This is a genomic window from Flavobacterium sp. (genome assembly GCF_046293665.1).
GTDB lineage: Bacteria > Bacteroidota > Bacteroidia > Flavobacteriales > Flavobacteriaceae > Flavobacterium.
The window spans coordinates 89,758-115,623 of record NZ_JBKBOL010000010.1 but is presented as its reverse complement, the minus strand read 5'-3'; the positions used below and the strand labels follow the sequence as shown (position 1 = coordinate 115,623).

Below are 25,866 nucleotides of genomic sequence, written 5' to 3'. Positions count from 1 at the left end.
TAAAGTAGATGTGGGGCAAACACTTTATAGTTTTTAAGAACGTATTGTTTTATTTTGTTAGACAATATTAGCACAAACATCGATTAAAACACAAATAAAATCGATGAAATACATGTTTACTTAAATATTATAAGATAAATTCTTACTTAAATGCATTTCGTCGATATTTTTTTTGATATTCACAAAACTAAAAAACCACTCCGAGGAGTGGTTTATATTTTAAAAGAATTATAAATTTTTAAGCTGATTTATAAATTCTATTAATAGGTATTGAATGACCTTGTTTTAGAATAACACGTTGATCTGTAACAGCCCAAACTGTAGTTTCTACTACTTTTTTGGATTGGTTGTCTTCAAAATAAATTCTGATTTTAGAATGTTCCAGATTACCTAAAGCTAAAGCTCTGTGCAAATCTAAATGCCGTTGTTGAATTTCTTCTCGGGTTTCAAGTACGTCGGATTGAGGAAAGGAAAGAAGCTGGATAGTTTCCTTCTCGATGGATTCAAAATTGGGTTTCATACTACTAAGATTAAGTTTGTAAATAGATTAATGGGCAGAATAAAATTAATAAAATATATTTGTGAACCAAACATTTAGCAAAAAAACAGCAACTCCATTTTGATTACAAAGCTCTCAAATTCAATCCTATCGGCAACAATTAACCACAAAGGTGCTGAACTTATTTCATTACAATTACTCGATACAAAAAGAGAATACATTTGGGAAGGAAACCCTGAGTTTTGGGGCAAACACTCGCCTATCCTATTTCCTATTGTTGGCACATTAAAAAACAATTCTTATCAATATAAAAATGAAATTTATTCTTTATCTCGACACGGATTTGCCAGAGAATTTGATTTCCAATTAGTTGCAAAAGAAAAAAATAAAGTAGTTTTTTCTTTACAAGATAATGAATCTACTCTTAACATTTATCCGTTCCGTTTTGAGTTACAACTCATTTATATCTTAAGGAAAAGCGAGTTGACTATAACTTATAAAGTAATTAACAAGAGTCTTAATGCGATGCCTTTTTGTATTGGAGGTCATCCGGCTTTTGCTTTAAAAGAACAATTTGAAAACTATAGTTTAAAGTTTGAATCTGACGAAAAGCTACTTAGTTACCAATTAGAAAATGATTTACTTTCGGATAAAACAAAAAAAATTGAACTGAAGAACAATCAATTACCACTTACCTATTCTTTATTCGAAAACGATGCTTTAGTGCTTAAATCATTGCAATCGAATCAAATTCAGATACTTGAAAAAAATATACCTATCTTAAATTTCAAGTTCAATAACTTTCCTAATTTTGGAATCTGGACCAAAATGAATGCTCCTTTTATCTGTTTGGAACCTTGGTCAGGTTACGCTGATACTACAAAGGCAAACGGAAACCTTTTAGACAAAGAAGGAATACAATTATTGAAAAGTAATACTTCTAAAGAATATAGTTTTAATATAGAAATTATATAAATTTACAAAAATGATTTTATGCTTACCATTAATTTCCATCCCTTTCAAAATATTGAAACTGAACGTTTGCTCTTGCGCCGAATTGACGAAAATGACGCTGATGAAGTCTTAGCGCTTCGCGGTAATTCAGAAATCATGAAATATATTCCAAGACCTTTGGCTAAAACCAAAGAAGATGCTTTGGGACACATTGCCATGATTGAAGAAAAAATTGAAAATAATACCGGTATCAATTGGGGAATCACCATCAAAGGCAGTAACAAAATAATTGGCATTATTGGTCACTACAGAATCCAACCTGAAAACCATCGTGCTGAAATCGGTTATATGTCATTACCTGAATATAATGGCAAAGGTTATATCAGTGAGGCTATTAAAGCAGTTGTTGCATATGGTTTTGAGCAAATGAATTTACACTCCATTGAAGCAGTAATTGATCCTGATAACACAGCATCAGAAAGGGTTCTACAAAAAAACGGCTTTGTGAAAGAAGCTCATATTCTAGAAAATGAATTGTGGGAAGGTAAATTTTGGGACACCGTTATCTATTCCTTATTGAAAAGAAATTTCAAAAAATAACCCTATTTATCTAACTTTGGAAGTGTTCTTACGTACAACTCCTCAACTTGTTTTCTGGCCCAATCTGTTTTTCGTAAAAAGGTCAAACTCGATTTTATACTCGGATTGTTATTAAAACATTTGATTTTAATTAATTCGCCCAAAGTATCAAAACCGTAATAGTCAACCAATTGTTCTACTATTTTTTGAAGTGTAACACCGTGAAGCGGATCTTTGGAAGTTGAGTTTTGCATGGGATAAAAATAATAAAAAAACCGCTATTCTCTATTGAATAACGGTTTTTCAAACCCAAATCATTCAGGGCAAACTTAAAATCATTAACTTATAAATTAAAAAACAAATTTAAATCCGAAAGACAAAGGTGTAGTTAAACTTGGCATGCTACCTCCTAATGCATTGACATAAACCGGATCAACAGAAGCCACATGAGCTACAGAAAAATTATTAATAGTTGTTTTATCACCACTATCCGGTTTGATTGTTGTTGAAGTAAAACTAGCTAAGTTATATGAGAACTCAACGGAGAAGTTTTTAGTAACAAAAAAGTCAAAACCACCTGACATGGCTACTCCGTACTGAGAAATTTTAGTATCACTCTCTTTTTCTTTTCCTGATATAATTGGAGTGGCTAGCTGACCAAAGAAGTAAAAATTCCCAGCTACATTCCAATATTTTCTCACTAATGGTTCTACAACAACTAAACTAGTATTGGCATTGGTCACAGATCCGGTTTCTGATTTAATGTTTATCATCCCAACACCGGCACCAACAGTTACTGATGGCGAAACAAAATAACCTACCAATGGTAAAACGGTTAAATTAGTTCCTTTTGTATCACCTTCTTTTGTTTGTTGGTAACCAAATTGTGAAGTAGCCCACCAAGCGCCTTCTAATCCTTTATTTTGTTCTTGTGCTTGAGCAGTTAAACCAAAAAATGCTAAACCTGCTGCTAATAATAATTTTTTCATTTTGATTGTTAGTTTAAAATTATACCCCAAAATTAACGGGAAGATTTAGCCGAAAAACTGATATAAATCATTGTTTAAACATTTTTTTTATTGATAATTTCCTGAAAATTTTACCTATTTGTTATTACATTTGCCATCCCATGTTGAAAACGATAAACATACTTAACAAACGTGCTAGGTTCGATTACGAGATAATTGAAACCTACACGGCCGGTATTGTCCTAACCGGAACTGAAATCAAATCAATTCGACTAGGAAAAGCCAATATTACAGAAGGATTTTGTGAGTTTCACAACCACGAATTATTCGCCATCAATACCCAAATTGATGAATACTTATATGGCAATCAATTCAACCACAAAGCCAAAAGCGAACGCAAGTTGTTGTTGAATAAGCGTGAGTTGAAAAAACTCGAAAGGGCTATGGATACTAAAGGTTTGACGATTATTCCGTTAAAGTTGTTTACCAATGAAAAAGGAATAGCCAAACTAGACATTGGGCTTTGTAGAGGAAAGAAAACGTATGACAAACGTGAAAGTTTGAAAGAACAAGATACTAAGCGTGATTTGGATAGAATCAAAAAATCGTTTTAATTTTTATTCTCTAATAAAGGTACAAACTTAAAATCTCCGAATTCGTGTTTCTCAAACTGTGTTTCATTTTTACGGATTAACATCGTCATGACTTGTTCGCCTTCGCCTAGCGGAATTACTAATCTTCCTCCTATTTTTAATTGTGCCATCAAAGGTTTAGGAATAATCGGTGCGCCGGCTGTTACGATGATGCTGTCAAACGGAGCATAATTCGGTAATCCTTTATAACCATCGCCAAACGATAAATGCTTTGGGCGAATGCCTAACTTTGGCAACAAAACTGAAGTAATTTTAAACAATTCATTTTGTCTTTCTACCGAATATACTTTGGCACCCAAAGCCACTAAAACAGCTGTTTGATATCCTGAACCGGTTCCGATTTCAAGAATTTTATCATCTTTTTTTACCTTTAGCAATTGGGTTTGGAAAGCTACAGTATAAGGTTGGGAAATGGTTTGTCCGGCCGCAATAGGGAACGCTTTGTCTTGGTAAGCAAAGTCTTCGAAACTTGAATTCAAAAACAAATGTCTCGGAATTTTACGAATAGCCTCTAAAACGTGTTTATCCGTAATTCCTTTTTCTTCCAACAGTTTAGCCAGTTGATTTCGAAGTCCTTGATGTTTGTTGGTATCTTTCAATGTAGGTAGAGATTTATTTTGGTAAAAATAGAAAACAAATTATCAATTATCAATTACCAATTATCAATTAATTTCTATTTTTGTTTAAAATACATTTCTATGCTCAAAGTTGGCGTTTTAGGTGCCGGTCACCTCGGAAAAATACACTTACGATTACTACAACAATCTGAAAAATATGAACTCGTTGGATTCTACGATGAAAACCACGAAAACGGTGCGAAAATCGAAGCCGAATTTGGATACAAACAATTCGACACGATAGCCAAGCTAATACACGCTGTAGATGTGATTGACATTGTTACGCCTACACTTTCACATTACAAATGTGCCAAAGTTTCGATTAAATCGGGCAAACATGTTTTTATCGAAAAACCAATTGCTACCACAGTTGCTGAAGCCGAAGAAATCATCGCTTTAGCCAAAGAATACAATGTCAAAGGTCAAGTTGGTCATGTGGAAAGATTCAATCCGGCTTTTATAGCAGTCAAAGATCAAATCGAAAACCCAATGTTTATTGAAACACATCGTTTGGCCGAATTCAATCCGCGCGGGACTGATGTTCCGGTGGTTTTAGACTTAATGATTCACGATATCGATGCCATTTTGAGTGTTGTCAAGTCAAAAGTAAAAGCCGTTCACGCGAGTGGTGTTTCAGTTTTAAGTCAATCACCGGATATTGCGAATGCTCGTATCGAATTTGAAAATGGTTGTGTGGCCAATATTACTTCCAGCCGTATTTCGATGAAAAATATGCGCAAGTCGAGATTCTTCCAGAAAGATGCTTACATCTCGGTAGATTATTTAGACAAAGTTTGTGAGGTCGTAAGAATGAAAGAAGCTCCGGAAGTCCCGGGTGATTTCGATATGATTTTACAAAATGCTGAAGGTGAAAAAAAACAAATCTATTTCAACAATCCGGAAGTCGCACCAAACAATGCTATTTTAGATGAACTAGAAACCTTTGCCGATGCCATCAATAGCAACGGAACTCCTGTAGTAACTTTAGAAGACGGAACCGAAGCGTTGCGAGTTGCTTACATGATTATTGATTCGATGAATGAAAAATAAAGTTCTACCGCAAATTCAAAAATCATATATTTTTTAATTTGCGAATCTGCGGTTTTATATTAAAACAAACACTAAACTAACATAATGAATACAATTGCTGTAATAGGCGCAGGAACCATGGGCAACGGAATTGCTCACACTTTTGCACAAAGCGGTTTTACCGTAAAACTAATTGATGTTTCCGAAAAGTCTTTGGAAAAAGGAATGGCAACGATTGCTTCAAACCTTGACCGAATGGTAACAAAAGGTACCATCACCGAAGAAGACAAACACAAAACTATTGGTAATATCATCACTTACACTGATATTACAGATGGTGTGGTTGGCTGTGATTTAGTGATTGAAGCTGCGACTGAAAACGTAACATTGAAACTTAACATCTTCAAACAACTGAGTGACATCTGTGACCATAACGTAATTTTAGCAACCAATACTTCCTCGATTTCAATTACCCAAATCGCCGCGCAAGTCGTTCATCCGGAAAGAGTCATCGGAATGCACTTCATGAATCCGGTGCCGATTATGAAATTGGTGGAAATCATTCGAGGTTACAATACTTCTGATGAAGTGACCAAAATCATCATGGATTTATCAGTAAAACTAGGTAAAACACCAACAGAAGTCAACGATTATCCTGGCTTTGTGGCCAATAGAATTTTGATGCCGATGATTAACGAATCGATTGAAACCTTATACAATGGTGTTGCCGGCGTAAACGAAATTGATACCGTAATGAAACTCGGAATGGCGCATCCAATGGGACCATTACAATTAGCCGATTTTATCGGATTAGACGTTTGTCTTTCGATTTTAAACGTAATGTACGATGGATTCAAAAACCCAAAATACGCACCATGTCCGTTATTAGTGAATATGGTTATGGCCGGAAAACTCGGTGTAAAATCTGGCGAAGGTTTTTATGACTATTCGGAATCGAAAAAAGCGGAGAAAGTTTCGAAACAATTTAAATAAAATCTAACCGCAAAGTTCGCAATGGAAGCACAAAGCACGCTAAACCTTTCCGACCTTTGCGAAAACTTAGCGACCTTTGCGGTTAAACTATGAGCAAAATAATCCCTTTCAAAGCTGTTCGCCCAACGCCCGACAAAGTAGCGTTGGTTACCTGCAGAAACTACGATGATTACAGTTCGGCTGAATTGGCTGCTTGGTTGAGCTTTAATCCATATTCGTTTTTGCATGTGATTCATCCTGCTTATATGTATTCGCAGAAAATTACATTAGACAAACGTTTTAAAGGTGTCTCACACAAATACCAAGATTTCAAAGACGACGGTATTTTTCTGGAAGAGGACAAAGCTGCTTTTTTTCTGTATGAAATTAAAACTAAAGCACAGTCTTTTACCGGAATAGTGGCCGGAACTTCTATTGAAGATTACAAGAATAATGTCATCAAAAAACATGAAGACACTTTGCAATATCGCGTAGAATATTTTAAGGATTATCTTCACCAAACAGGTTTCAACACTGAACCGGTTTTAATTACTTATCCCGATAATGAAATCTTAAATACTTGGATAACCGAAAAGAAAAAAAGCACACCAATTTACAATTATTCCACCACCAATAAAGAGCAGCACCAACTTTGGAAAATTGAGTCTGAAGAAGAAATCAGTTGGCTTACCAAACAATTTGAAAACATTCCGGAACTATATATTGCTGATGGACATCACCGTTCGGCTTCGGCGGAATTGTTACATGATGAGGACAAACATTTAGGCAACGTAAACCTAAATTTTTTCATGAGCTTTCTGATTGCCGAAAGCAATGTTAAAATCTATGAATTTAACCGAATCATTCGCGATTTGAATGGTTATTCAAAAGAAGATTTTATCGAAAAGCTAGCGGAAAATTTCATCATCAAAGACAAAGAACAAGAACTCTGGAAACCGCAAAGTAAGTTTGAATTTGGGATGTATCTCGATGGTAATTTCTATGCTCTATTTTACAAACAAGGAAACAATGACAAAAATTCAATTTTGGATAATTTGGATGCTCAGATTTTATATGATAAAGTCTTGCAACCGTTATTAGGTATAGAAGATTTGCGTAACGACGAACGCATCGAATATATTCCCGGTAAGCAATCTATTTTAACCATAAAAGAATTGGTAGACGAAGGCGAATTTGAAGTCGGCTTTATGCTCTACCCTTCGGATATTTCTGAAATCAAAGCTTTGGCGGATAACAATTTAATCATGCCTCCAAAAAGTACGTATATTGAACCTAAATTCAGAAGTGGATTGATGGTTTATGAACTTTAATTTTAATGAAGAATCACTTTGCCTTAATCTTATTCATTTCAATCAGCTTTGCTTTTTCACAAAACAAAGTTTTGACTATAAAAGAAATTGACAGTATTTGTGAATCTAATGGAAGGTACGGAGTTGCTAATGGTGTAATTAAAATTGAAAACAAAAAGAAAGAAAAAAATGGATCAGGTAGTTCTTCCTTGACGACGTATTTAAATTATTACAATCAGGAACAGTACAATAGCTTAAGTCGAGAGGAAAAGAGAAGATACAATCGTGAAAAAGATTCCGAATTAATAAAGGGAATTTATTTTCAATCCATAGCCTATAGTTCCTATACTGAAAATGTTTTCAGTGAATTTTATTATTTCAATAATGAATTCTTTTTTGTAAAAATAAAAGTGGAACAAATTGAAAAAAACGGAAAAACACAAGTTGAAATTTTCCATTTAACCTATAAAGAATACATAGAATCAAAATCTATAAAAAATATACTTTCATTTGAGGTTCAATCCTGGATAAGAGAGAAGAACCTTGAAATATTAAAATTTCACAATAAAAAATAAAATGTCAATAGCACAAAATCTTCTCGAAATAAAATCTTCTCTTCCTGAAAATGTAACGCTTGTTGCCGTTTCAAAAACCAAACCTGTCGCAGATTTGATGGAAGCGTACAATGCCGGCCAACGTATTTTCGGCGAAAACAAAATCCAGGAAATGACCGAAAAATGGCAACAAATGCCCAAGGACATTGAATGGCACATGATTGGTCACGTTCAATCCAACAAAGTGAAATATATGGTTCCGTATGTGAAACTAATTCACGGAGTTGATAGCTTGAAACTTTTAAAAGAAATCAATCGTCACGCTGTTCGTTGGAGAAAAAATATCAATTGCTTACTCCAAATACACATTGCAGAAGAAGAAACCAAGTTCGGTTTAGACGAAAAAGAATTGAAAGAATTATTAAATTCAGATGAATTCAAAAGCTTTACAAACATTAAAGTTATAGGTTTAATGGGAATGGCAACATTTACTGATAATCAAGAACAAATCAAACGCGAATTTGACCATCTGAAAGCGATTTTTGATGAAACCAAAAAACTTGAAACTTCAAACCTGAAACTTGAAACGCTTTCCATGGGCATGAGCGGCGACTATCAATTAGCCATCGACTGCGGTAGTACAATGGTTCGGATTGGAAGTAGTATCTTTGGAAATCGATAAAAAACTAATTACCATTCACTAATTACTAATCACTGACTTGTACGCCATACTTGACATAGAAACCACCGGAGGCCAATTCAACGAAGAAGGCATTACTGAAATCGCCATCTACAAATTTGACGGACACGAAATCGTAGACCAATTCATCAGTTTGGTCAATCCCGAAAAACCGATTCAACCCTTTGTGGTGAAATTGACTGGGATTAACAACGCTATGTTGCGTTCTGCACCTAAGTTTCATGAAGTCGCCAAACGCATTGTTGAGATTACCGAAGATTGTATTGTGGTTGCTCACAACGCTTCGTTTGATTACAGAATTTTACGAACAGAATTCAGTCGATTAGGCTATGATTACATCAAACCAACGCTTTGCACAGTTGAATTAGCTCAGAAACTCATTCCCGGACAAGCTTCTTATAGTTTGGGGAAATTGGTTCGTTCGTTAGGGATTCCGGTCACAGACAGACATCGTGCTAGCGGAGATGCGTTAGCAACGGTAAAACTGTTCAAAATGATTTTAGACAAAGATGTCGAAAAAGAAATCCTAATCAGTTTAATCAAAGCCGAAATCAAAAAAGGATTATCGCCTAAATTACTTGACATTGCTGAAAGTATGCCAACACGAACCGGTATTTACTACGTTCATAATGAGAAAGGTGATTTGATTTACATTGGCAAAAGCAAAAATATTAAGAAGCGAATCAATCAGCATTTTACCGGAACTTCCAGCAAAAGCAAGAAGATTCAGCGCGAAGTTTTTGCAGTAACTTACGAAGAAACCGGTAACGAATTGATTGCCTTGTTGAAAGAAAGTGAAGAAATCAAAATCAACAAACCGATTTATAATCGTGCGCAACGCAAGACCATTTTTCAATATGCGTTGTATGTTGAAAAAGATGAAAACGGTTATTTGGCCTTAAAAGTGCAAAAAGCGGATGGTCGTAAAAAAGAAATTACTTCGTTTACATCGATTCAAGAAGGTAAAAATATTTTACATAAAATCACGGCCGAACATCAGTTATGCCAAAAAATTAACGGTCTGTACGAAACTAAAAACGGCTGTTTTCAACTAAAGATAAAAGAATGCAAAGGTGCATGTTTGAATCAAGAACCAACGGAGGAATATAACGAACGCGTTGAAGAATTCATCCGTGAAATGAAATTTGATAACAACAATATGGTCATTATCGATCGTGGTAGAAACATTAACGAGCGTAGTGCGGTGCTAATCGAAAACGGCGTTTACAAAGGCTATTGTTTTTTCGATTTAAACTACCAAGTCAACAATATAGAGATTTTGAAAAACATCATTATCCCAATGCAAAATAACCGTGACACGAGAACTATTATTCAAGGTTATTTGCGACGTCATAAAGTGATTCGAATTGTAAAATTCTAACCAATGAAACAAATTAAGAGCAAAAACGACATTTTCAGACAAAAGATTTATATCATCATTTATGGTTCAAATACTTTTGCCGGTCGTTTATTTGATTTGATTTTATTGGGCGTAATTCTTTTGAGCGTACTTTTAGTAATGCTCGAATCTGTTGAAAAACTCGATTCCAAATACCATGATTTTATCCTTATATCAGAATGGATAATTACCATTTTCTTTACCATAGAGTATTTTCTGCGCATCTTTTGCAATCGAAAACCGCTTTCCTATATCTTTAGTTTTTATGGCATCGTCGATTTGATTTCTATCATGCCAATGTACTTGTCCTTTATATTTCCGGGCTCGAGAATGTTGTCGGTCATCAGGGCTTTAAGGTTGTTGCGCTTATTTGGTATTTTAAATTTGGTTCACTTCACCGGACAAGAATCTCAATTGAAGTTGGCCATCAAAGCGAGCCGAACCAAAATCATTGTATTTGTATATTTTGTGTTGATAGTTTCGATATTATTAGGCGCGGTTATGTATGTTGTTGAAGGAAAAGAAAGTGGTTTTACCAGTATTCCTACCAGTATTTATTGGTGTATTGTAACACTAACCACCGTTGGTTATGGCGATATCGCACCGATCACCACATTAGGTCAAATCATTGCTTCTTTCATTATGATTATGGGTTATGGAATCATTGCGGTTCCAACCGGAATTGTAACCGCTGAATTTACAGGTCTGAAAAACAAAAAGAAAGCAAATGAAGCAGGGAAATGTCTTTCTTGCACAACCATTTTAACTGAAGAAGCCAAATTTTGCCATCATTGTGGCGAAAAAATTAATAATGACTAATTACCTTATCACCATAATTGGCCCGACGGCTATTGGAAAAACTTCCTTGAGCATTACTTTGGCACAACATTTTGGTTGTGACATTCTTTCTTGTGACAGCCGACAATTTTTTAAGGAAATGACAATTGGCACTGCAGTTCCAAACGAAGAAGAATTGAATTCGGCTACACATCATTTTATACAAAATAAATCCATTTTTGAGTCGTATTCTGTGGGAGATTTTGAACAAGAAGCAATTGCCAAATTGGAGGAATTATTCCAAAAGAGTAATGTCCAAATTATGGTTGGTGGTTCCGGATTGTATGTTGACGCTGTATTGAAAGGATTTGATGATTTTCCGGATATTGATGAATCAGTACGAATAAAAATTAATACTGATTTTGAAGAACTTGGAATTGATTATTTGCAGCAAAAGTTAAAAGAATTAGATTTAGATTATTACCAGAAACTAACGACTGAAAATCCTCAAACACTTCAAAATCCACAACGGATGAAACGCTTTGTAGAGGTTTGTTTAGGAACCGGAAAGCCTTATTCGAGTTTTATTGGTCAAAAGAAAAATTCACGTCACTTCACTCCTATTGTCATCGGTTTGGAAGCTGATAGAGAAATCATGTACGACCGAATCAACCAACGTGTTGATATGATGATTAGCGAAGGTCTTTTGGCGGAAGCCAAAGAATTATATCCAAACAAACAGCTTAATGCATTGCAAACCGTTGGCTATCGTGAACTATTCGATTATTTTGACGGAAAGATTAATTTGGAAATCGCCATAGAAGAAATCAAGAAAAATACGCGTCGTTTTGCCAAACGCCAATTGACTTGGTTTAAACGGACTGAAAATACAACTTGGTTTGATTATCAAATTGACAAGAAGAAGATTATTGAACATATAGAAAATCGACTCCTAACTTCAAACTCTTAACTATAAACGACATGCCTGTAGCAACAAACTTTACGTCAATACTAGAGCAAGATTGGGAAATCAGTTTTCTGCAATGTTATCCGAATGGCTATTTGAAATATACCGATTTGTGTAATATATTGCAGTTAACCGCTGGTTTACATGCGGAACTAGGCGGTATTAGTTTTAGCGATATGCAAGTACATCATCAGGCTTGGGTTTTAAGTAGAATGCGGGTTGAAATTAGTCGTTTACCTAAATGGAAAGAAATCATTACGGTCAAAACCTGGATTAATTCGTTGGAGAATTCACGTTCTATTCGTTGTTTGGAAATGTATATTGGTGAGGAAAAGATTATAGGTTGCGAGACTTTTTGGGCCGTTTTCAATACCAAAACTCGCAGACCGGAAAATTTGGCTTTGCCACACGAACATTTTGAAAAATTCACTGATAGAGCAACAATACAAGCTTTCAGCAAAATTGATTTTCAACACGAAATGCAAAATGTCGGAATGCATAAAGTCAAGCTTTCTGACTTGGATATAGTCAATCATGCTAACAGTGTAAAGTATTTAGAATGGTGTTTGGATTGTGTTGATTTGGCTATCATTCAAAATCAAAAAATAGCTAGTTTTGAGATGAATTATTTGAAAGAAGTTGCTTTAAACGATTCGGTTGAAATTATGCAAAAAGCTTCGGAAGACAATCTTATTTTAGCGGTTAATCGTGAAGAAAAAACATGTTTCGCTTTGCAGTTGCATTGTCATTAGTCTATTGCCCTAGCCCGGATTGCAGTGAAAATCCTTTTTAAATTGTGTCAGCAATTTAAAAAGATTGTAACGGAAAGCCGGATTAGCTCCTAAAAAAAATCCCCGTCAAAATGACGAGGATTAGTATTATTTTTTAACCACCAATCGGAAACCTTCTCCGTGAATGTTAAGGATTTCCACGTTTGGATCTTCTTTGAGATATTTACGCAATTTGGCGATGTAAACGTCCATACTTCTTGAGGTAAAGTAATTGTCTTCTCTCCAAATTTTGGTAAGTGCCAATTCTCTTGGCATCAAATCGTTTTCGTAAATGGCCATCATTTTTAATAAATCAGACTCTTTTGGAGACAATTTGATGGGTTCATCATTACCAAATTTCAAATAACGCAACTTCGAATTCAAAAGGAATTGACCTATTTGGAACTCAAATTTGGCTGGTTCATTTTTAGTTTCGGCTGATTTTCTTTGGATAATGGCTTTGATTTTCATTAGCAATACATCAGAGTCGAAAGGTTTGTTGAGGTAATCATCGGCGCCAACTTTGTAGCCTTTCATCACATCTTCTTTCATAGACTTAGCGGTTAAAAAGATTAACGGCACGTCTTTGTTCTTTTCTCTGATTTCTTTGGCCAAAGTATAACCATCTTTATAGGGCATCATGACATCCAAAATACACAAATCATAGTTGTCTTTTTTGAATTTTTCGAAACCTTCCATCCCGTTTTTGGCTAGGGTAACGTCGAAATCGTTTAATGACAAGTATTCTCGCAGTACGATTCCGAAGTTTTGGTCATCTTCGACTAAAAGTATTTTTTTATTAGCTTCCATAGTATTTTTTTTTTAATTTATGAGTGGGACTTTAATTATAAATGTACTTCCTTTTCCTTTTTCACTTTCTACGAATATCTGACAATTGTGGTCGTCAAGAATCCTTTTAACATAGGCTAATCCTAATCCATGGCCTTTAACATTATGCAAATCACCGGTGTGTTCACGGTAGAATTTTTCAAAAATTCTTTTTTGAGCGGCTTTAGTCATTCCGGCGCCTTGGTCTTTAATTTTTACAATAACATACTCCTTTACATTCTCCGTGTATATATCTATAACGGGATTTTCGGGAGAATATTTTATGGCATTGTCCAAAATATTTACAAATACATTGGTAAAATGGACATCATTCAGCAAAACAGTTGTTCTGGTGGCATCAAAATGCGTTGTTATTGTTCCGCCTCGATCATCGATAATTAGATTGACATGGTCAATGGCATCTTCTATTATGCCGTGAATATCATTAGATTCTTTATTGATTTCTAACTCTCTTTTCTCTAATTTAGAAATGCGTAACACGTTTTCGACTTGGGCATGCATTCGTTTGTTTTCGTCTCTTATCATTTGAAGATAGCGGTATATCTTTTCTTTATCTTCAATCACTTTCGGGTTTTTAATTGCATCTAAAGCCAAATTAATAGTGGCGATTGGCGTTTTGAATTCGTGTGTCATGTTGTTAATGAAATCGGTTTTGATTTCAGAAATCTGACGTTGTTTGATCAATTGATTCAGCGCACTTGAATAAGCTATAATGATTATCAGAGTAAACACAATTGACAAAATGGAAATTCCAATCAACTCAGAGAACAAGAATTTCTTCTTTTGAGGGAAAGTGATCAACAATTGGTATTTATTATTACCATCATTATCAATAAAAATCGGAATAGAATAGGTTGAAGTCTTGTCATACCTGAATCGTTCAGACTTTATTTTTGTGGCTAACCCATTACTGTAAACATTGTATTCAAATGGTGTTTTAACGCCATATTGATTAAGTTCTTCAGATAATAATTTTTGCATCATTTCATTAGAAACCCTTTCTTGAATTGGTCTCAATGCTGCAATATCCTTATAAAACAATTCAAATTGTGCATTGTCAAGTAAATCGGTTCTACCCTCTTTTCGAATTTTAATATCTGGGGATTGCGATTGTTTCATTGATGGATTATCAATATCATCGCTGTAAATCTCAGTTGTTCTTTTGGATGTAAAGTTTTTGATTTCTCTTAAGCTATCCATTTTTTTATCAAAGAACGATGATGTGATTCCGTAATCTTCAGATATGATACTATTGGAATAAACGATAGTTTCATTGGTTCTGGAATCTCTTTGGTAATAACCAAACTCTAAAAAGTCACTTTTATCAGGAGCTTTACCAGTACTATCAATTACGTTATTGTATTTTTCAAAATAGGTGTATTGCTCTTTCTTTTGCAATTTATCGGCAACATTTCCAAGAACTTGTTTGACATGAAACTTAAATTGCTCTTCATTATTTTCGAATGACTTATCAAACCAGTACACTTGGACAAGAATTATACCGATTAACGATAAACTCATCAGAATGACTAGTAAGCGAAAAAACAATTTATTCATTGAACAAATTTAACATTTTAACATTTATACAATAAATACATTAACCAAACATTAACATCTCGAAATAATTTTATTGATTTTTTAATATTTTAAGAATATTATCCACTTGATTTTTAGTGTGTTCCATTGAAATATTATGAATAACATAATCGCTATTTGCGATTTTTTCATCTTCTGGCCATTGATTTTTCATCCTGTCTAAAACACTTTGTCTACTGGTTTTATCTCTATCCATAACACGTTGTAATCTAGTCTCTAATGGAGCTGTAACTGTAATAATACTATCACAGTATTTATAACTGCCACTTTCAAATAAAATGGCTGCTTCTTTAACTACAAAAGGGTGATTAATTTGTTTTTTTACCCAATTTTCAAAATTTTGTTTAACAATTGGGTGGACAATATCATTTAACTTTTGAAGTTGCTCAGGATGGTTAAAAACCAATTGGGCTAATTTTTCTCTATCGATTTGGCTATTTTTTATAACGGTTTCACCAAAAGTATTTTGAACAGACTCGATAACAGTTTTAGTTTTCATTATTTTTTTTGCTTCTTCGTCAGCTATGTAGACAGGAATTCCTAACGACTTTATATAATTGGCTACTGTTGTTTTACCACTACCTATTCCTCCTGTTAATCCGATTATTTTTGTCATGACTTTACTTTAAAAAATAATTCAGGAAATGCTTTTTCTGGATTTTGTTTTAGGATTTTAACTTTGATAAAAGATTCTAAGAAACCTTTACCATAGCCAAAAAACTGCTTTGAAACGGCAATTAATGCTAAAAAACCAATTTCTAAACTTTTACTTTGTATGCCTGCAGAAATGAAAATCAATAAATAATAAAATAGATAACATAGTATGGGAAATGTTATTCCGAAAAAAAAGAGAACAACAGACATTGCTAAACCAAAGATAAATAAGGTTGGAAAGAAAAAAGTAAGCTTACTATATTTAGGATACCAACTGTCTAATATTGGTCTGGCTTTACCGAATTTATTGACTTGAACATAAAATTTATTCCAATCGATTCTTCTTTTATGATAAACAAATGCATTTGGAAATAATCTTGTATTATAACCCAATTTCCACAATCTGATTGACAAATCTGGGTCTTCTCCTGGATGGATATTTCCGAATCCTTTGGAGGTTTGAAATGCTTTTTTAGAAATTCCCATATTAAAACTTCTGGGTTGGAACTTGCTCAATTTTTCTGAACCACCGCGAATGCCTCCGGTTGTTAAAAAAGAAGTCATGGCAAAGTTAATGGCTTTTTGAATCGAAGAAAATGAATCCAATGCCGCATCGGATCCTCCAAAACAATCAACGTATTTATTGGCCAATTCCTTTTCAACTTCCGATAAGTAATGCTTTGGTATTATACAATCAGAATCAAAAATGATGAAATAGTCACCTTTAGCTATTTTCATCCCGAAGTTTCTTGAATCGCCAGGACCGCTGTTTTCTTTAAAGTAATAGGAAATATTCAAGTTCTTTTTAAAGATTTCAATTTCCTCATTACAAGGAACTGAAGAGCCATCTTCAACAATTACAATTTCATAAGGTTTATCAAAATCAGAAATTAGTAAACTCTCCAATAACTCTTTGATTTCGTCTGGTCTATTATAAACTGGAATTATAATTGAAAAATACATGTTCTAAATTTTAACAAAGATAAGTTTTATACAAAAGAAAAACCACCTAAAAATTTAGGTGGTTTTAATTATAAATTTAAAAAACTAAAAAGCTACTCTTTAATTACTCTGATAGTTTTTGATTGGTTGTCAGCAGTAGAAATTTTAACTAAGTAAGCTCCACTTGCAAAATTTGACATGTCTACTTGTCCTAAATTAGCACCGATTGTATTAGCACTCATTTTTTGACCCAATAAATTATAAACTTCTACAGTAGAAATTTCTTGGCTGTATGATAAATTTAAAATGTTTTTAACCGGGTTAGGATAGTAAGTAAAATTATTAGAATCAAAAGATGCAGACGCTAACGAAGCATCATAAACTGAAATTCCGAATCCACCAACGTTATCATTATTATATTCATAAACTCTTATATATAATGTTGACCCCGGTGTAAGACCTGTTAAACTTTTAAACGAATAAGCACCTGTTGCAGCACCGTCATCGTCACAATCAACTTGCACTAATGCACTACAATCACCTGAATAAATAGTCACTACAGTGTCTAACCCAGTAGCACCCGTTGATGAATTTCCTGTTTCGATAGTTAAATTTCCACTAGCTGGCACTACTACTGAATACCAAATATCTCCACCAGCATAGCCAAAACATGTTACTGGAGCAGTTTGTGCTGATGTAGTAGCACCAAGATTGGTGCCATCAGTAAGATACTCACCATAAACACCACCTGCGGTCAAAGCAATAGCGGCTATACACTCGTCATTAGCAGGCGCAGGCGGAGGCGTTACTGTCAACACACCACTTCCAAATGTTGCTCCATCCCAGAAGTTACCATTGTTTGGAGCATCAGCATTGATTCCTCCATAAACATAAGCACCATTATCTAAATTAAATCTTGTAGCATAGTAATAAGTTCCTGGTGCTAAAGTTGCACCAATAGTAGCCTGATATTCATCATTGTTTCCAATACTACCGGCATTGTGAGTAGCAACAACCCAATTTGTCCAAGTATTTGGATTTGTATTTGTCGTACTGTATCCAACCCAAGCATTGATTCCAGGAGCTTGGCCGTTAATATTTGGGGCAACATCGGTTAAACCACCTTCATATACTTGTCCATAAACAGTTACACTACCACCTTGAGGAATTGTCGCAGTTGGAGGCCATTGTAAACTCACGTAATCAGGTAAAGCAGGCGATGGAATTCCACAAATTACTGAACGAGTTCTGTTTTCTGCATTGGATACGCAGTTATTATCAACATGTGAATAAAATCTAATTTGACCAGTAACAGTTGAAACCCAAGTTAACGGTGAAGTACCATAAGCAGCAGCAGTTGCACCGGCATCAGTACTAATTGTAATCAAATCATTCGCACTGGTAGCATTCAACACACTTTTGAAAGTATAGGTTTGACCTGAAGTTACGGAAACTACTGAATACTCACCAGCATAACCATTAGCTGTAACTAAATTTTCTGTAAGTCCATCACAGGTAAAAGTACCACCAACTGTACCACCTGGCCATTGACCATTTGGTGAATTCAAACAATATCCAGGTGCAGGGATTGTAGTAAAACTCCACTCAGTACATCCTATGGCTGAACCTCCAACATTTTTTGGAACAATTTTCCAATAGAACGTAGCATTAAATCCGGTAATGTTAATTGGTGTAGTTAGTGTTGTATAATTACCTACAAAAATAGTAGCATTTCCGGCAGTTAAACCATAAAACAAATCATAAGAGGCTGGTGCGTCTCCAGTGGTTGGAGCTGTCCAAGTAAAAGTTACTGTTCCCGGAACAACATCTGTGGCACCATCAACAGGAGCAACATTACCGGAACAACTAGGAGCTAGAGTTGTATTAAAAGTAAATGGTCCGGCCCAAGTACTGAAACTTGAACCAAGAACACACTCATCTCTTACATAAAATTCATAAGCTGTTTGCGGTGTTAATGAAGTAGCTGAGTAAGTATTTCCGGTTACATTTATTCCAGTATCGTCTGCAGAACCCGGAACTCCTGTTCCTGGAGCTTGGATAACAACTTCAGCATTTGCTGCGCCGCCAGAAGTCCACGTTAAATCGACTGTTGAAGAAGAAGTAACAGTGGCAATACCAGCTGTTGGACTTAAACAAGCAGGAAGTGCTACTGCTAAAGTATAGTCTTCTGCTTGACCGTAACCGGTGTTAACAGTGTTACAAGAGTCTGAATAGGCATTCCATTTTTTTACCACTCTCATCCTCGTATTTCCGGCTAAAGCATCACCAGGTACCGTTATACTTCCAACTAATTCAATGGCATCTACACCTGTTGAACCGGTTATAGTTCCTATGTCATAAGATTCACCGGCATCTGTAAAGTCACCATCTTGATTCCAATCGGCATAAACTCTTAAGTAGGTTACAAAAAACGCACCATCTGTATTACCTTTTAAAGTAATTGGGTAAGTGCTTCCTGAAAACACATTTCCAGTGATAGCTGTGTAATCTTCATGTGCAATGACAGTCGTGCCATTATTCAGACCAACTAAAGCAGAACTTGTATTGTTGATGCCTGCGAAATTCACCAATGTTATTGGTTCGACATTGGTTGTAAAAGCTATTGGTCCGCAATAAGGTGCGGGAAATTGGGCAAATCCCGTGTAGCTTACCAATAAAATTAGTAGAAATGTAATTTTCTTCATAATTAATTTGAGTTTTATTTGTTAAAGTTATAAAAATAAGCAAAAAAACAAAAACCACCTATATTTTAGGTGGTTTTAATAAAATTTTGTTAAAAAGTTAAAAATTCTAACTTCTTATACTAGAAATAAGTGTCATTTCATTGGCTTCTGCAGCATAATCAACGCCTTCAAAACCAAAACCAAATAAGTTCAAAAAGTCTTGCTTATAACCTGCTAAGTCTCCTATCTCACTTAGATTTTCTGTAGTAGCCGTTTCCCATAACGTTTTAATTTTTGCTTGAATATCCTCTCGCATTTCCCAATCATCAATTCTGATTCGGCCTTGCTCGTCAGTTGGAACAGTTGAACCGGCATAAAGCCTTTCTGAAAACAAACGTTGAATCTGTTCGATACAACCTTCGTGAACACCTTCTGCTTTCATTATCTTATATAACAAAGAAATGTACAATGGAATTACTGGAATAGCAGAACTAGCTTGGGTTACTAATGCTTTGTTAACTGAAACATAAGCCTTTCCTTCTAAAGACTTCAAACTATCAGTGATTTCAAAAGCGGTAGCTTCTAAATGATCTTTGGCTCTTCCAATGGTTCCTTTTCTATAAACCGCTTCAGTTACCTCAGGTCCGATATAAGAATAAGCAATCGTAGTTACCCCTTTGGCTAAAACTCCGGCATTGTTTAATGCTTCTATCCACATTGACCAATCTTCTCCGCCCATTACTACAACAGTATTATCAATATCATCTTGATTAGCAGGTTCTATTGATACTTGTGTCACATTTCCGGTGTGAAAATCTACCGTTTTATTGCTAAATGTATTTCCTATTGGCTTCAAAGTGGAACGGTGTAGAACTCCGGTTACCGGATGCAAACGAACCGGTGAAGCCAAACTATAAATAATCATGTCAACCTGACCTAAATCAGCTTTAATTAAATCGATTGTTTGTTGTTTTATTTCGTTTGAAAAAGCATCACCATTAATACTTTTTGCATACAAACCAGCTTTTTGTGCTTCTTGTTCAAAAGCAGCAGTATTGTACCAACCCGGTGTTGCTGTTTTGCCTTCTGAAGGTTCTTTTTCAAAGAAAACACCAATGGTAGCAGCATTGGAACCAAAAGCACTGGTAATTCTCGAAGCCAATCCGAAACCGGTGGAAGCACCAATTACTAAAACTTTTTTAGCGCCATCAATGGTTCCTTTAGATTTTACATAATTGATTTGGTTTTTAACACTTTGTGCACATCCATCAGGGTGAGCTGTTAAACAAATAAACCCACGCATTCTTGGTTCTATAATCATAATCTTTGAAATTAAGTTGTCTGTATATTAAAATTAAAGTGGTACAAAAATAATAAATTAAAACGGTTAGTTCAGTAATGCCTTGGCATGATTGAGTGCCGAATCTGAAATATCTTTCCCCGAGAGCATTTCGGCAATTTCAATAATCCGCTCTTCATTGGTTAACAATTTCAATTCAGACACGGTATTTTCACCCGAAACCGTTTTGAAAACTTTATAATGTGTGTTGCCTTTGGCGGCAATTTGTGGTAAATGTGTAATGGCAAAAACTTGCATGGTTTGGCTCATCTCGCGCATGATTTCTCCCATTTTATTAGCAATTTCTCCAGAAACACCGGTATCTATTTCATCAAAAATAATCGTTGGCAATTTAGAATATTGAGACAAAATCGATTTAACAGCCAGCATAATTCGGGACATTTCACCACCGGAAGCAACCTTCTTCAGCAAACCAAAATCTGTTCCTTTATTGGCAGAAAACAAAAATTGCAAACTGTCTTTTCCGTTGTTATAATAGGTATCAGAAACAATTATTTCAATTTTAAATCGAACATTCGGCATACCCAACAAGTTTAAAATCTCAATTAATTTGTTACTGAGATTTGGTATGGCTTCACTCCTACTGTTACTTATTTTAGCCGCAATGGAATCCAACTTTAACTCAAAATCCGAAAGACTTTGTTCAAGTTTCGTAATTTCTTCTTCTAATGTAACGACAGAAACTACTTTGCCTTCCAACTCATTTTGAATGTCTAATAATTCTTCCACAGTTAAAACCTGATGCTTCTTTTGTAAACTGTAAATTAGTTGTAGTTTTTGATTGATGAGTTCCAATTTTTCCGGATCGTTAAAGACCAATTCTGATTCACGATTTAACTCTTTGACAATATCATCAAATTCTATTAAAATCGAGTTAGTGCGTTCGAAAAGCGATTCGTATTCGGTAGAAAAATTAGTGTTTTTTTGAAGAATCGACTTGAATTCCTTTAGGTTTTTCAACAAACCAAATTGGTCTTCATTGGCCAAAGCCAAAAGAGTTGAAAGGTTTTCCTTGATGAATTCAACGTTATTCAGCGCTTCATAAGTCTTTTCCAATTCTTCCAGTTCTCCGATTTTTAAATTGGCAGCCTGCAATTCGTTAAAAAGAAATTCGTTGTAATCTTTCTCTTTTAGTATAGCTGACAAACTTGCTTTTTTGGTTTCCAAAGTGGTTTTAGCCAAACGGTATTGCTTCAAAACTGTCGAATATTCACTTCTGAATTCCTGATTATTCGCAATCGCGTCAATAATTTTAAACTGGTATTCTTCTTCGGATAGCTCTAAAGTTTGGTGTTGCGAATGCACATCGATTAAGTAAAAACTCAAATCTTGTAATTGTTGTAAATTAACCGGACTGTCATTGACAAAAGCTCTCGATTTTCCGGAAGGTAAAATTTCTCTGCGGATGATGGTTTCTTCTTCATAATCTAAATCATTGGCTTCGAAGAAAGATTGTAAATCATATTTTCCGATGGCAAAATTGGCTTCAACGATACATTTTTCTTCTTTATTTTTAAGCGAAGTTAAATCGGCTCTTTTACCCAAAACCAATCCTAAAGCACCGAGAAGTATTGATTTTCCGGCACCGGTTTCTCCTGTTATAATTGAAAAACCCTTAGAAAAATCAATGTTTAATTTTTCAATTAGGGCAAAGTTTTCAATCGAAAGCGAAGTAATCATGTGCAGAAAATGTGGTAAAGTTTAAGTAGTAAATATACTAATTATAACTTGATGTTTGCCCATTTACTTGAATTGAGTGGAGAAATTCTATTTAATGTTTCTATAGTTTCTGACAGGGGAACTTTTGGACCGCCGGAAAGAATAGAAACAATCTCGTCAACTTTAGCATCAAAAAATACTCTAGTCAAAAAAGCGTTAGAACGGACTCTATAAATAGCACTTAAAGCCGTAATCGACTCTAGTATTTTCTCTTTAGACGATTTTAAATCCTTAGTCATATTGTCCAAACCTTCGCGGTGGTATTGGTACATTGCATCTCTAAAAGCATCAAAAGTTCCGGAAAGCATATCATTGGCTAAGAAAAACCGATTTTGATTTCCATCAGATTGGCTCCAACCTCTGTAACCACTTTGTTGGGCAACCGTTACAATTTGCTGAGCAACATCAAACCATTGTTTTCCACCATAAAGTGTATAAGTATCAGCATCAAAACCAAGAATCATATAGCTGTAAAAAGCCAAAACAGACACCAAATTAGAATCAAAAGTAGCCGGATTGAAAAGCAAATTCTCAAATTCTACATAACGAAATCCAAAGTCTTTGTCATTATAATTAAAAACCGGTGAAGAATAGGAAGAATTAAATATTGGTCTGGAAGACTCAACCTGAATAGTGGCTGAAAAAGCGTTTGAATCATAACTATTCAAGGTGATTACCATTGAACAATTAATCTTTTCATTTTGCTTATAGCTTTCTCCAGTCCAATCTGTTTTGTTGACAAACTCATTAATCGATTTTTCTAAATTCTTAAAAATCTGATTATTGGTACTGGCTATTTTATCAGAATTGACTTGAACCGAACAATTCAATTGTTGCGCATTGGTCAATCCAACCCAAAACAAAAAAAGAATACTTACTATTTTTTTCATGTGTAAATGTATATTGTTTATTTAACTGTACAGTTAAAATCATTTGAAACGTTTAATTTCCGGTTACTTATTGATAACGAGAAATTACTTTGTTTATTATATCATCTGCAACCGCTTCTTTCAATTTTAACGGCATTGGTTCAATCACAAAATCTTTATCTATAAAAGTAACTTTATTAGTCGCCGATCCAAAACCTGCGCCTTTATCTTGCAGCGAATTTAAAACAATCAAATCTAAGTTTTTTTTCTGAATTTTCAGCTTAGCATTCTCAATTTCATTTTCGGTTTCCAACGCAAAGCCGATTAGGTATTGATTTTGTTTGATTTGTCCCAATGACGCTAAGATATCTTTGGTTTTTTCCAATTCAATGGTAAAAGCTGCTTCCGATTTTTTAATCTTTTGTTCAGCAATAACTTTCGGTTTATAATCAGCAACCGCAGCAGCGCAAATTGCAACATCAATGTCATTGAAATATTGGTGACAAGCTTCGTACATTTCTTGAGCCGAAGTCACTCGGATTAAATTGATATTGGAATTGCTTACACTTAAATCTGTTGGTCCGGAAATTAAAATTACTTCAGCACCAAGATTGGCGGCACTTTTAGCAATATCAAAACCCATTTTTCCAGAAGAATGATTTCCGATAAATCGAACCGGATCAATGGCTTCGTATGTTGGACCAGCCGTAACCATAATCTTTTTCCCTTTTAAGGGCAATTTACTTTCCAAATCCTTTTCTAAAAAAGCAATAATGTTTTCAGGTTCAGCCATTCTTCCTTCTCCGGATAAACCACTAGCTAATTCACCACTTTCAGCAGGAATCATAAGGTTACCAAATTGCTTCAGTAAATTAAAACTCGAAACCGTTGACGGATGTTTGTACATATCCAAATCCATTGCCGGAGCAAAGTAAACGGGACATTTAGCCGATAAATAAGTAGCAATTAAAAGATTGTCGCAATTGCCATTCGCCATTTTAGAAAGCGTATTGGCTGTTGCCGGAGCAATCAGCATCAAATCGGCCCAAAGTCCTAATTCAACATGATTATTCCATTGGGCATTCTCGTCTTCTTCGTTGTAAAAAGTGGAATGAACCGGATTTTTAGAAAGTGTAGATAATGTTAACGGAGTTACAAAATCCTTAGAAGCCGGTGTCATGACCACTTGGACATTAGCACCGGCTTTTATAAGTAATCTAACTAAAGTGGCTGTCTTATAGGCGGCAATTCCTCCGGAAACGCCGAGTAAAATCTTTTTACCGCTTAAAACAGACATCTGAATTAGTCTTTAGTAGTATCTCTGTAGTAAATTTTGTCATCAAGCCATTCTTGAACAGCCAATGCGTGAGGTTTTGGTAATTTTTCGTAGTATTTAGAAACTTCGATTTGTTCTTTGTTTTCAAAGATTTCTTCAAGACTATCATTGTAAGTAGCAAACTCTTCTAATTTTTCAGTCAATTCTTTTTTAATTTCAGAATTGATTTGGTTTGCTCTTTTAGCCATTATTGTTATTGCCTCGTAAACATTGCCAGTACGCTCTTCAATTACCGTTTTGTTGTAAGTGATTGTGTTTACCGGTGCATTCGTCTTTTTTAAATCCATGACTTTTTTATTTAGAAAATTGTTTTAAATCTGTTTCAATTCGGGCCAACATCTCGTCAGCTTCTGATTTGTATTTGGTGTCTGCTTTGTGTTTGATTAAGCCATTGTAAGCCGCTTTAGCATTATTTAAACGCTCTTCCATTTTAGAAGGAACACTATTGATAGCTAGTTTGTAAGCTGAATCCAACTTGTAAAATAAAGCCTGTTCTTTATAAGGCGTACCCGGAAAATCGATAATAAAATTATCAAAAGCAACCATTGAAGCCTTATAATCTGAGATAGTATTGTAAATCTTAGCATTTTCATAAGCTTTCTTTTCCAATTTTTCTCTTAAAGCTTTCGCTACAATATTGGCTTCAGCTAAATACTGTGATTCTGGATAAACATCTATGAAATTTTGTAATTTATCAACAGCCTTATAAGTATCTATTTGGTCTAAACTGTAAACCGGTGATAGTTTCGAAAAACATTTTGCACCAAGGAAAGAAGCTTCTTCAATCTTTTCACTTCTTGGATAACTGGAAGCAAAGCTTTCAAATTGATAACCCGCTAAATAAAATTGATTGGTTTTGTATAGCGACTGTGAATACATATAAAACATCTTTTCAGCAGACGGTTTTCCTTTGTATGCCGGAGCAATTTGCTCAAAAAGTCTAATGGCTTTACCATATTTTTTGGCTTCGTACATTTTTGTGGCCATATCAAACTTTACGGCTACATCTTCTGATTTTAATGCTTTTTGATATTCGCTACAAGACGAAAACAATACCACAAAGGCAAACAAGGCTAGAAATTTCTTCATTATTTATTTATACGGTTGAT

27 protein-coding genes are annotated in these 25,866 nt (G+C 34.7%); 12 read left to right on the top strand and 15 right to left on the bottom strand.

The features are described 5' to 3' along the window. Positions 1 to 238: 238 nt before the first annotated feature. Positions 239 to 520, bottom strand: a complete 282-nt coding sequence (locus ACK4R1_RS13180) for a hypothetical protein (RefSeq protein ID WP_409687891.1) — start codon at positions 518 to 520, stop codon at positions 239 to 241. Between the two features lie 99 nt (positions 521 to 619). Here ACK4R1_RS13180 and ACK4R1_RS13175 point away from each other — a divergent pair, with 99 nt between their 5' ends. After that, a complete protein-coding gene (locus ACK4R1_RS13175) occupies positions 620 to 1,474 on the top strand; it encodes an aldose 1-epimerase family protein (protein ID WP_409687888.1) in 855 nt (284 codons plus the stop codon). An 18-nt stretch (positions 1,475 to 1,492) separates the two neighbouring features. Then, a complete protein-coding gene (locus tag ACK4R1_RS13170) occupies positions 1,493 to 2,053 on the top strand; it encodes a GNAT family N-acetyltransferase (RefSeq protein ID WP_409687886.1) in 561 nt (186 codons plus the stop codon). A 2-nt stretch (positions 2,054 to 2,055) separates the two neighbouring features. Here ACK4R1_RS13170 and ACK4R1_RS13165 read toward each other — a convergent pair whose 3' ends face one another. Together ACK4R1_RS13165 and ACK4R1_RS13160 are read right to left on the bottom strand one after the other, a co-directional pair. After that, positions 2,056 to 2,286, bottom strand: coding sequence for a VF530 family DNA-binding protein (locus ACK4R1_RS13165; RefSeq protein ID WP_409687883.1), 231 nt, complete (start codon positions 2,284 to 2,286; stop codon positions 2,056 to 2,058). 96 nt (positions 2,287 to 2,382) lie between these two features. Further along, complete coding sequence (locus ACK4R1_RS13160; protein WP_409687880.1) at positions 2,383 to 3,021, bottom strand: hypothetical protein; 639 nt, start codon at positions 3,019 to 3,021, stop codon at positions 2,383 to 2,385. A gap of 140 nt (positions 3,022 to 3,161) precedes the next feature. Between ACK4R1_RS13160 and smpB the strand changes: the two genes are divergently transcribed. Continuing rightward, positions 3,162 to 3,614, top strand: a complete 453-nt coding sequence (smpB, locus tag ACK4R1_RS13155; protein WP_409663196.1) for an SsrA-binding protein SmpB — start codon at positions 3,162 to 3,164, stop codon at positions 3,612 to 3,614. Here smpB and ACK4R1_RS13150 read toward each other — a convergent pair. Then, a complete protein-coding gene (locus tag ACK4R1_RS13150) occupies positions 3,611 to 4,252 on the bottom strand; it encodes a protein-L-isoaspartate(D-aspartate) O-methyltransferase (RefSeq protein ID WP_409687877.1) in 642 nt (213 codons plus the stop codon). The two genes, smpB and ACK4R1_RS13150, sit on opposite strands and share 4 nt — an antisense overlap. Positions 4,253 to 4,351: 99 nt before the next feature. Here ACK4R1_RS13150 and ACK4R1_RS13145 point away from each other — a divergent pair, with 99 nt between their 5' ends. The 9 genes from ACK4R1_RS13145 (at position 4,352) to ACK4R1_RS13105 (ending at position 12,730) form a co-directional block, all read left to right on the top strand. Next, positions 4,352 to 5,320, top strand: a complete 969-nt coding sequence (locus ACK4R1_RS13145) for a Gfo/Idh/MocA family protein (protein WP_409687874.1) — start codon at positions 4,352 to 4,354, stop codon at positions 5,318 to 5,320. An 84-nt stretch (positions 5,321 to 5,404) separates the two neighbouring features. Beyond that, positions 5,405 to 6,292 (top strand): 3-hydroxyacyl-CoA dehydrogenase family protein, encoded by an 888-nt coding sequence (locus tag ACK4R1_RS13140; RefSeq protein ID WP_409687871.1) that lies wholly within the window; start codon positions 5,405 to 5,407, stop codon positions 6,290 to 6,292. Between the two features lie 89 nt (positions 6,293 to 6,381). After that, positions 6,382 to 7,602, top strand: coding sequence for a DUF1015 domain-containing protein (locus ACK4R1_RS13135; protein ID WP_409687868.1), 1,221 nt, complete (start codon positions 6,382 to 6,384; stop codon positions 7,600 to 7,602). A 71-nt stretch (positions 7,603 to 7,673) separates the two neighbouring features. Next, positions 7,674 to 8,156 carry a hypothetical protein gene (locus tag ACK4R1_RS13130; protein ID WP_409687865.1) on the top strand — a complete coding sequence of 161 codons (483 nt, stop codon included), beginning with the start codon at positions 7,674 to 7,676 and terminating at the stop codon, positions 8,154 to 8,156. A 1-nt stretch (position 8,157) separates the two neighbouring features. After that, a complete protein-coding gene (locus tag ACK4R1_RS13125; protein ID WP_409687863.1) occupies positions 8,158 to 8,817 on the top strand; it encodes a YggS family pyridoxal phosphate-dependent enzyme in 660 nt (219 codons plus the stop codon). A 37-nt stretch (positions 8,818 to 8,854) separates the two neighbouring features. After that, the gene (locus tag ACK4R1_RS13120; RefSeq protein ID WP_409687860.1) at positions 8,855 to 10,216 is read left to right on the top strand and encodes an exonuclease domain-containing protein; all 1,362 of its coding nucleotides are present in this window, start codon (positions 8,855 to 8,857) and stop codon (positions 10,214 to 10,216) included. 3 nt (positions 10,217 to 10,219) lie between these two features. Beyond that, complete coding sequence (locus ACK4R1_RS13115) at positions 10,220 to 11,053, top strand: ion transporter (protein ID WP_409687858.1); 834 nt, start codon at positions 10,220 to 10,222, stop codon at positions 11,051 to 11,053. Further along, a complete protein-coding gene (gene miaA / locus ACK4R1_RS13110) occupies positions 11,046 to 11,981 on the top strand; it encodes a tRNA (adenosine(37)-N6)-dimethylallyltransferase MiaA (protein WP_409687855.1) in 936 nt (311 codons plus the stop codon). The genes ACK4R1_RS13115 and miaA overlap by 8 nt, the downstream gene beginning before the upstream one ends. A gap of 11 nt (positions 11,982 to 11,992) precedes the next feature. Further along, positions 11,993 to 12,730, top strand: coding sequence for an acyl-[acyl-carrier-protein] thioesterase (locus tag ACK4R1_RS13105; protein WP_409687852.1), 738 nt, complete (start codon positions 11,993 to 11,995; stop codon positions 12,728 to 12,730). A gap of 126 nt (positions 12,731 to 12,856) precedes the next feature. Here the strand turns inward: ACK4R1_RS13105 and ACK4R1_RS13100 are convergent, their stop codons facing one another. From ACK4R1_RS13100 to ACK4R1_RS13050, 11 genes are all read right to left on the bottom strand, one after another. Beyond that, complete coding sequence (locus ACK4R1_RS13100; RefSeq protein ID WP_409687849.1) at positions 12,857 to 13,558, bottom strand: response regulator transcription factor; 702 nt, start codon at positions 13,556 to 13,558, stop codon at positions 12,857 to 12,859. A 12-nt stretch (positions 13,559 to 13,570) separates the two neighbouring features. Beyond that, complete coding sequence (locus tag ACK4R1_RS13095; protein ID WP_409687846.1) at positions 13,571 to 15,154, bottom strand: sensor histidine kinase; 1,584 nt, start codon at positions 15,152 to 15,154, stop codon at positions 13,571 to 13,573. 70 nt (positions 15,155 to 15,224) lie between these two features. Then, on the bottom strand, positions 15,225 to 15,809 hold the full coding sequence (gene coaE / locus ACK4R1_RS13090; RefSeq protein ID WP_409687844.1) for a dephospho-CoA kinase: 585 nt from the start codon (positions 15,807 to 15,809) through the stop codon (positions 15,225 to 15,227). Beyond that, positions 15,806 to 16,810, bottom strand: coding sequence for a glycosyltransferase (locus ACK4R1_RS13085; protein ID WP_409687841.1), 1,005 nt, complete (start codon positions 16,808 to 16,810; stop codon positions 15,806 to 15,808). Before ACK4R1_RS13085 ends, coaE begins: the two co-directional genes overlap by 4 nt. A 92-nt stretch (positions 16,811 to 16,902) precedes the next feature. Continuing rightward, positions 16,903 to 19,494, bottom strand: a complete 2,592-nt coding sequence (locus tag ACK4R1_RS13080; protein WP_409687838.1) for a GEVED domain-containing protein — start codon at positions 19,492 to 19,494, stop codon at positions 16,903 to 16,905. Positions 19,495 to 19,600: 106 nt separating this feature from the next. After that, a complete protein-coding gene (gene fabV, locus ACK4R1_RS13075; protein ID WP_409687835.1) occupies positions 19,601 to 20,794 on the bottom strand; it encodes an enoyl-ACP reductase FabV in 1,194 nt (397 codons plus the stop codon). Between the two features lie 66 nt (positions 20,795 to 20,860). After that, positions 20,861 to 22,513, bottom strand: coding sequence for a DNA repair protein RecN (gene recN / locus ACK4R1_RS13070; RefSeq protein ID WP_409687832.1), 1,653 nt, complete (start codon positions 22,511 to 22,513; stop codon positions 20,861 to 20,863). Positions 22,514 to 22,554: 41 nt separating this feature from the next. Continuing rightward, on the bottom strand, positions 22,555 to 23,442 hold the full coding sequence (locus ACK4R1_RS13065) for a DUF4835 family protein (protein WP_409687829.1): 888 nt from the start codon (positions 23,440 to 23,442) through the stop codon (positions 22,555 to 22,557). A gap of 67 nt (positions 23,443 to 23,509) precedes the next feature. Continuing rightward, a complete protein-coding gene (gene coaBC / locus ACK4R1_RS13060; RefSeq protein ID WP_409687826.1) occupies positions 23,510 to 24,718 on the bottom strand; it encodes a bifunctional phosphopantothenoylcysteine decarboxylase/phosphopantothenate--cysteine ligase CoaBC in 1,209 nt (402 codons plus the stop codon). Between the two features lie 5 nt (positions 24,719 to 24,723). Next, positions 24,724 to 25,044 (bottom strand): DNA-directed RNA polymerase subunit omega, encoded by a 321-nt coding sequence (locus tag ACK4R1_RS13055; protein WP_121313610.1) that lies wholly within the window; start codon positions 25,042 to 25,044, stop codon positions 24,724 to 24,726. A 7-nt stretch (positions 25,045 to 25,051) separates the two neighbouring features. Continuing rightward, positions 25,052 to 25,846 carry an outer membrane protein assembly factor BamD gene (locus ACK4R1_RS13050; protein WP_409687823.1) on the bottom strand — a complete coding sequence of 265 codons (795 nt, stop codon included), beginning with the start codon at positions 25,844 to 25,846 and terminating at the stop codon, positions 25,052 to 25,054. Positions 25,847 to 25,866: the final 20 nt, after the last annotated feature.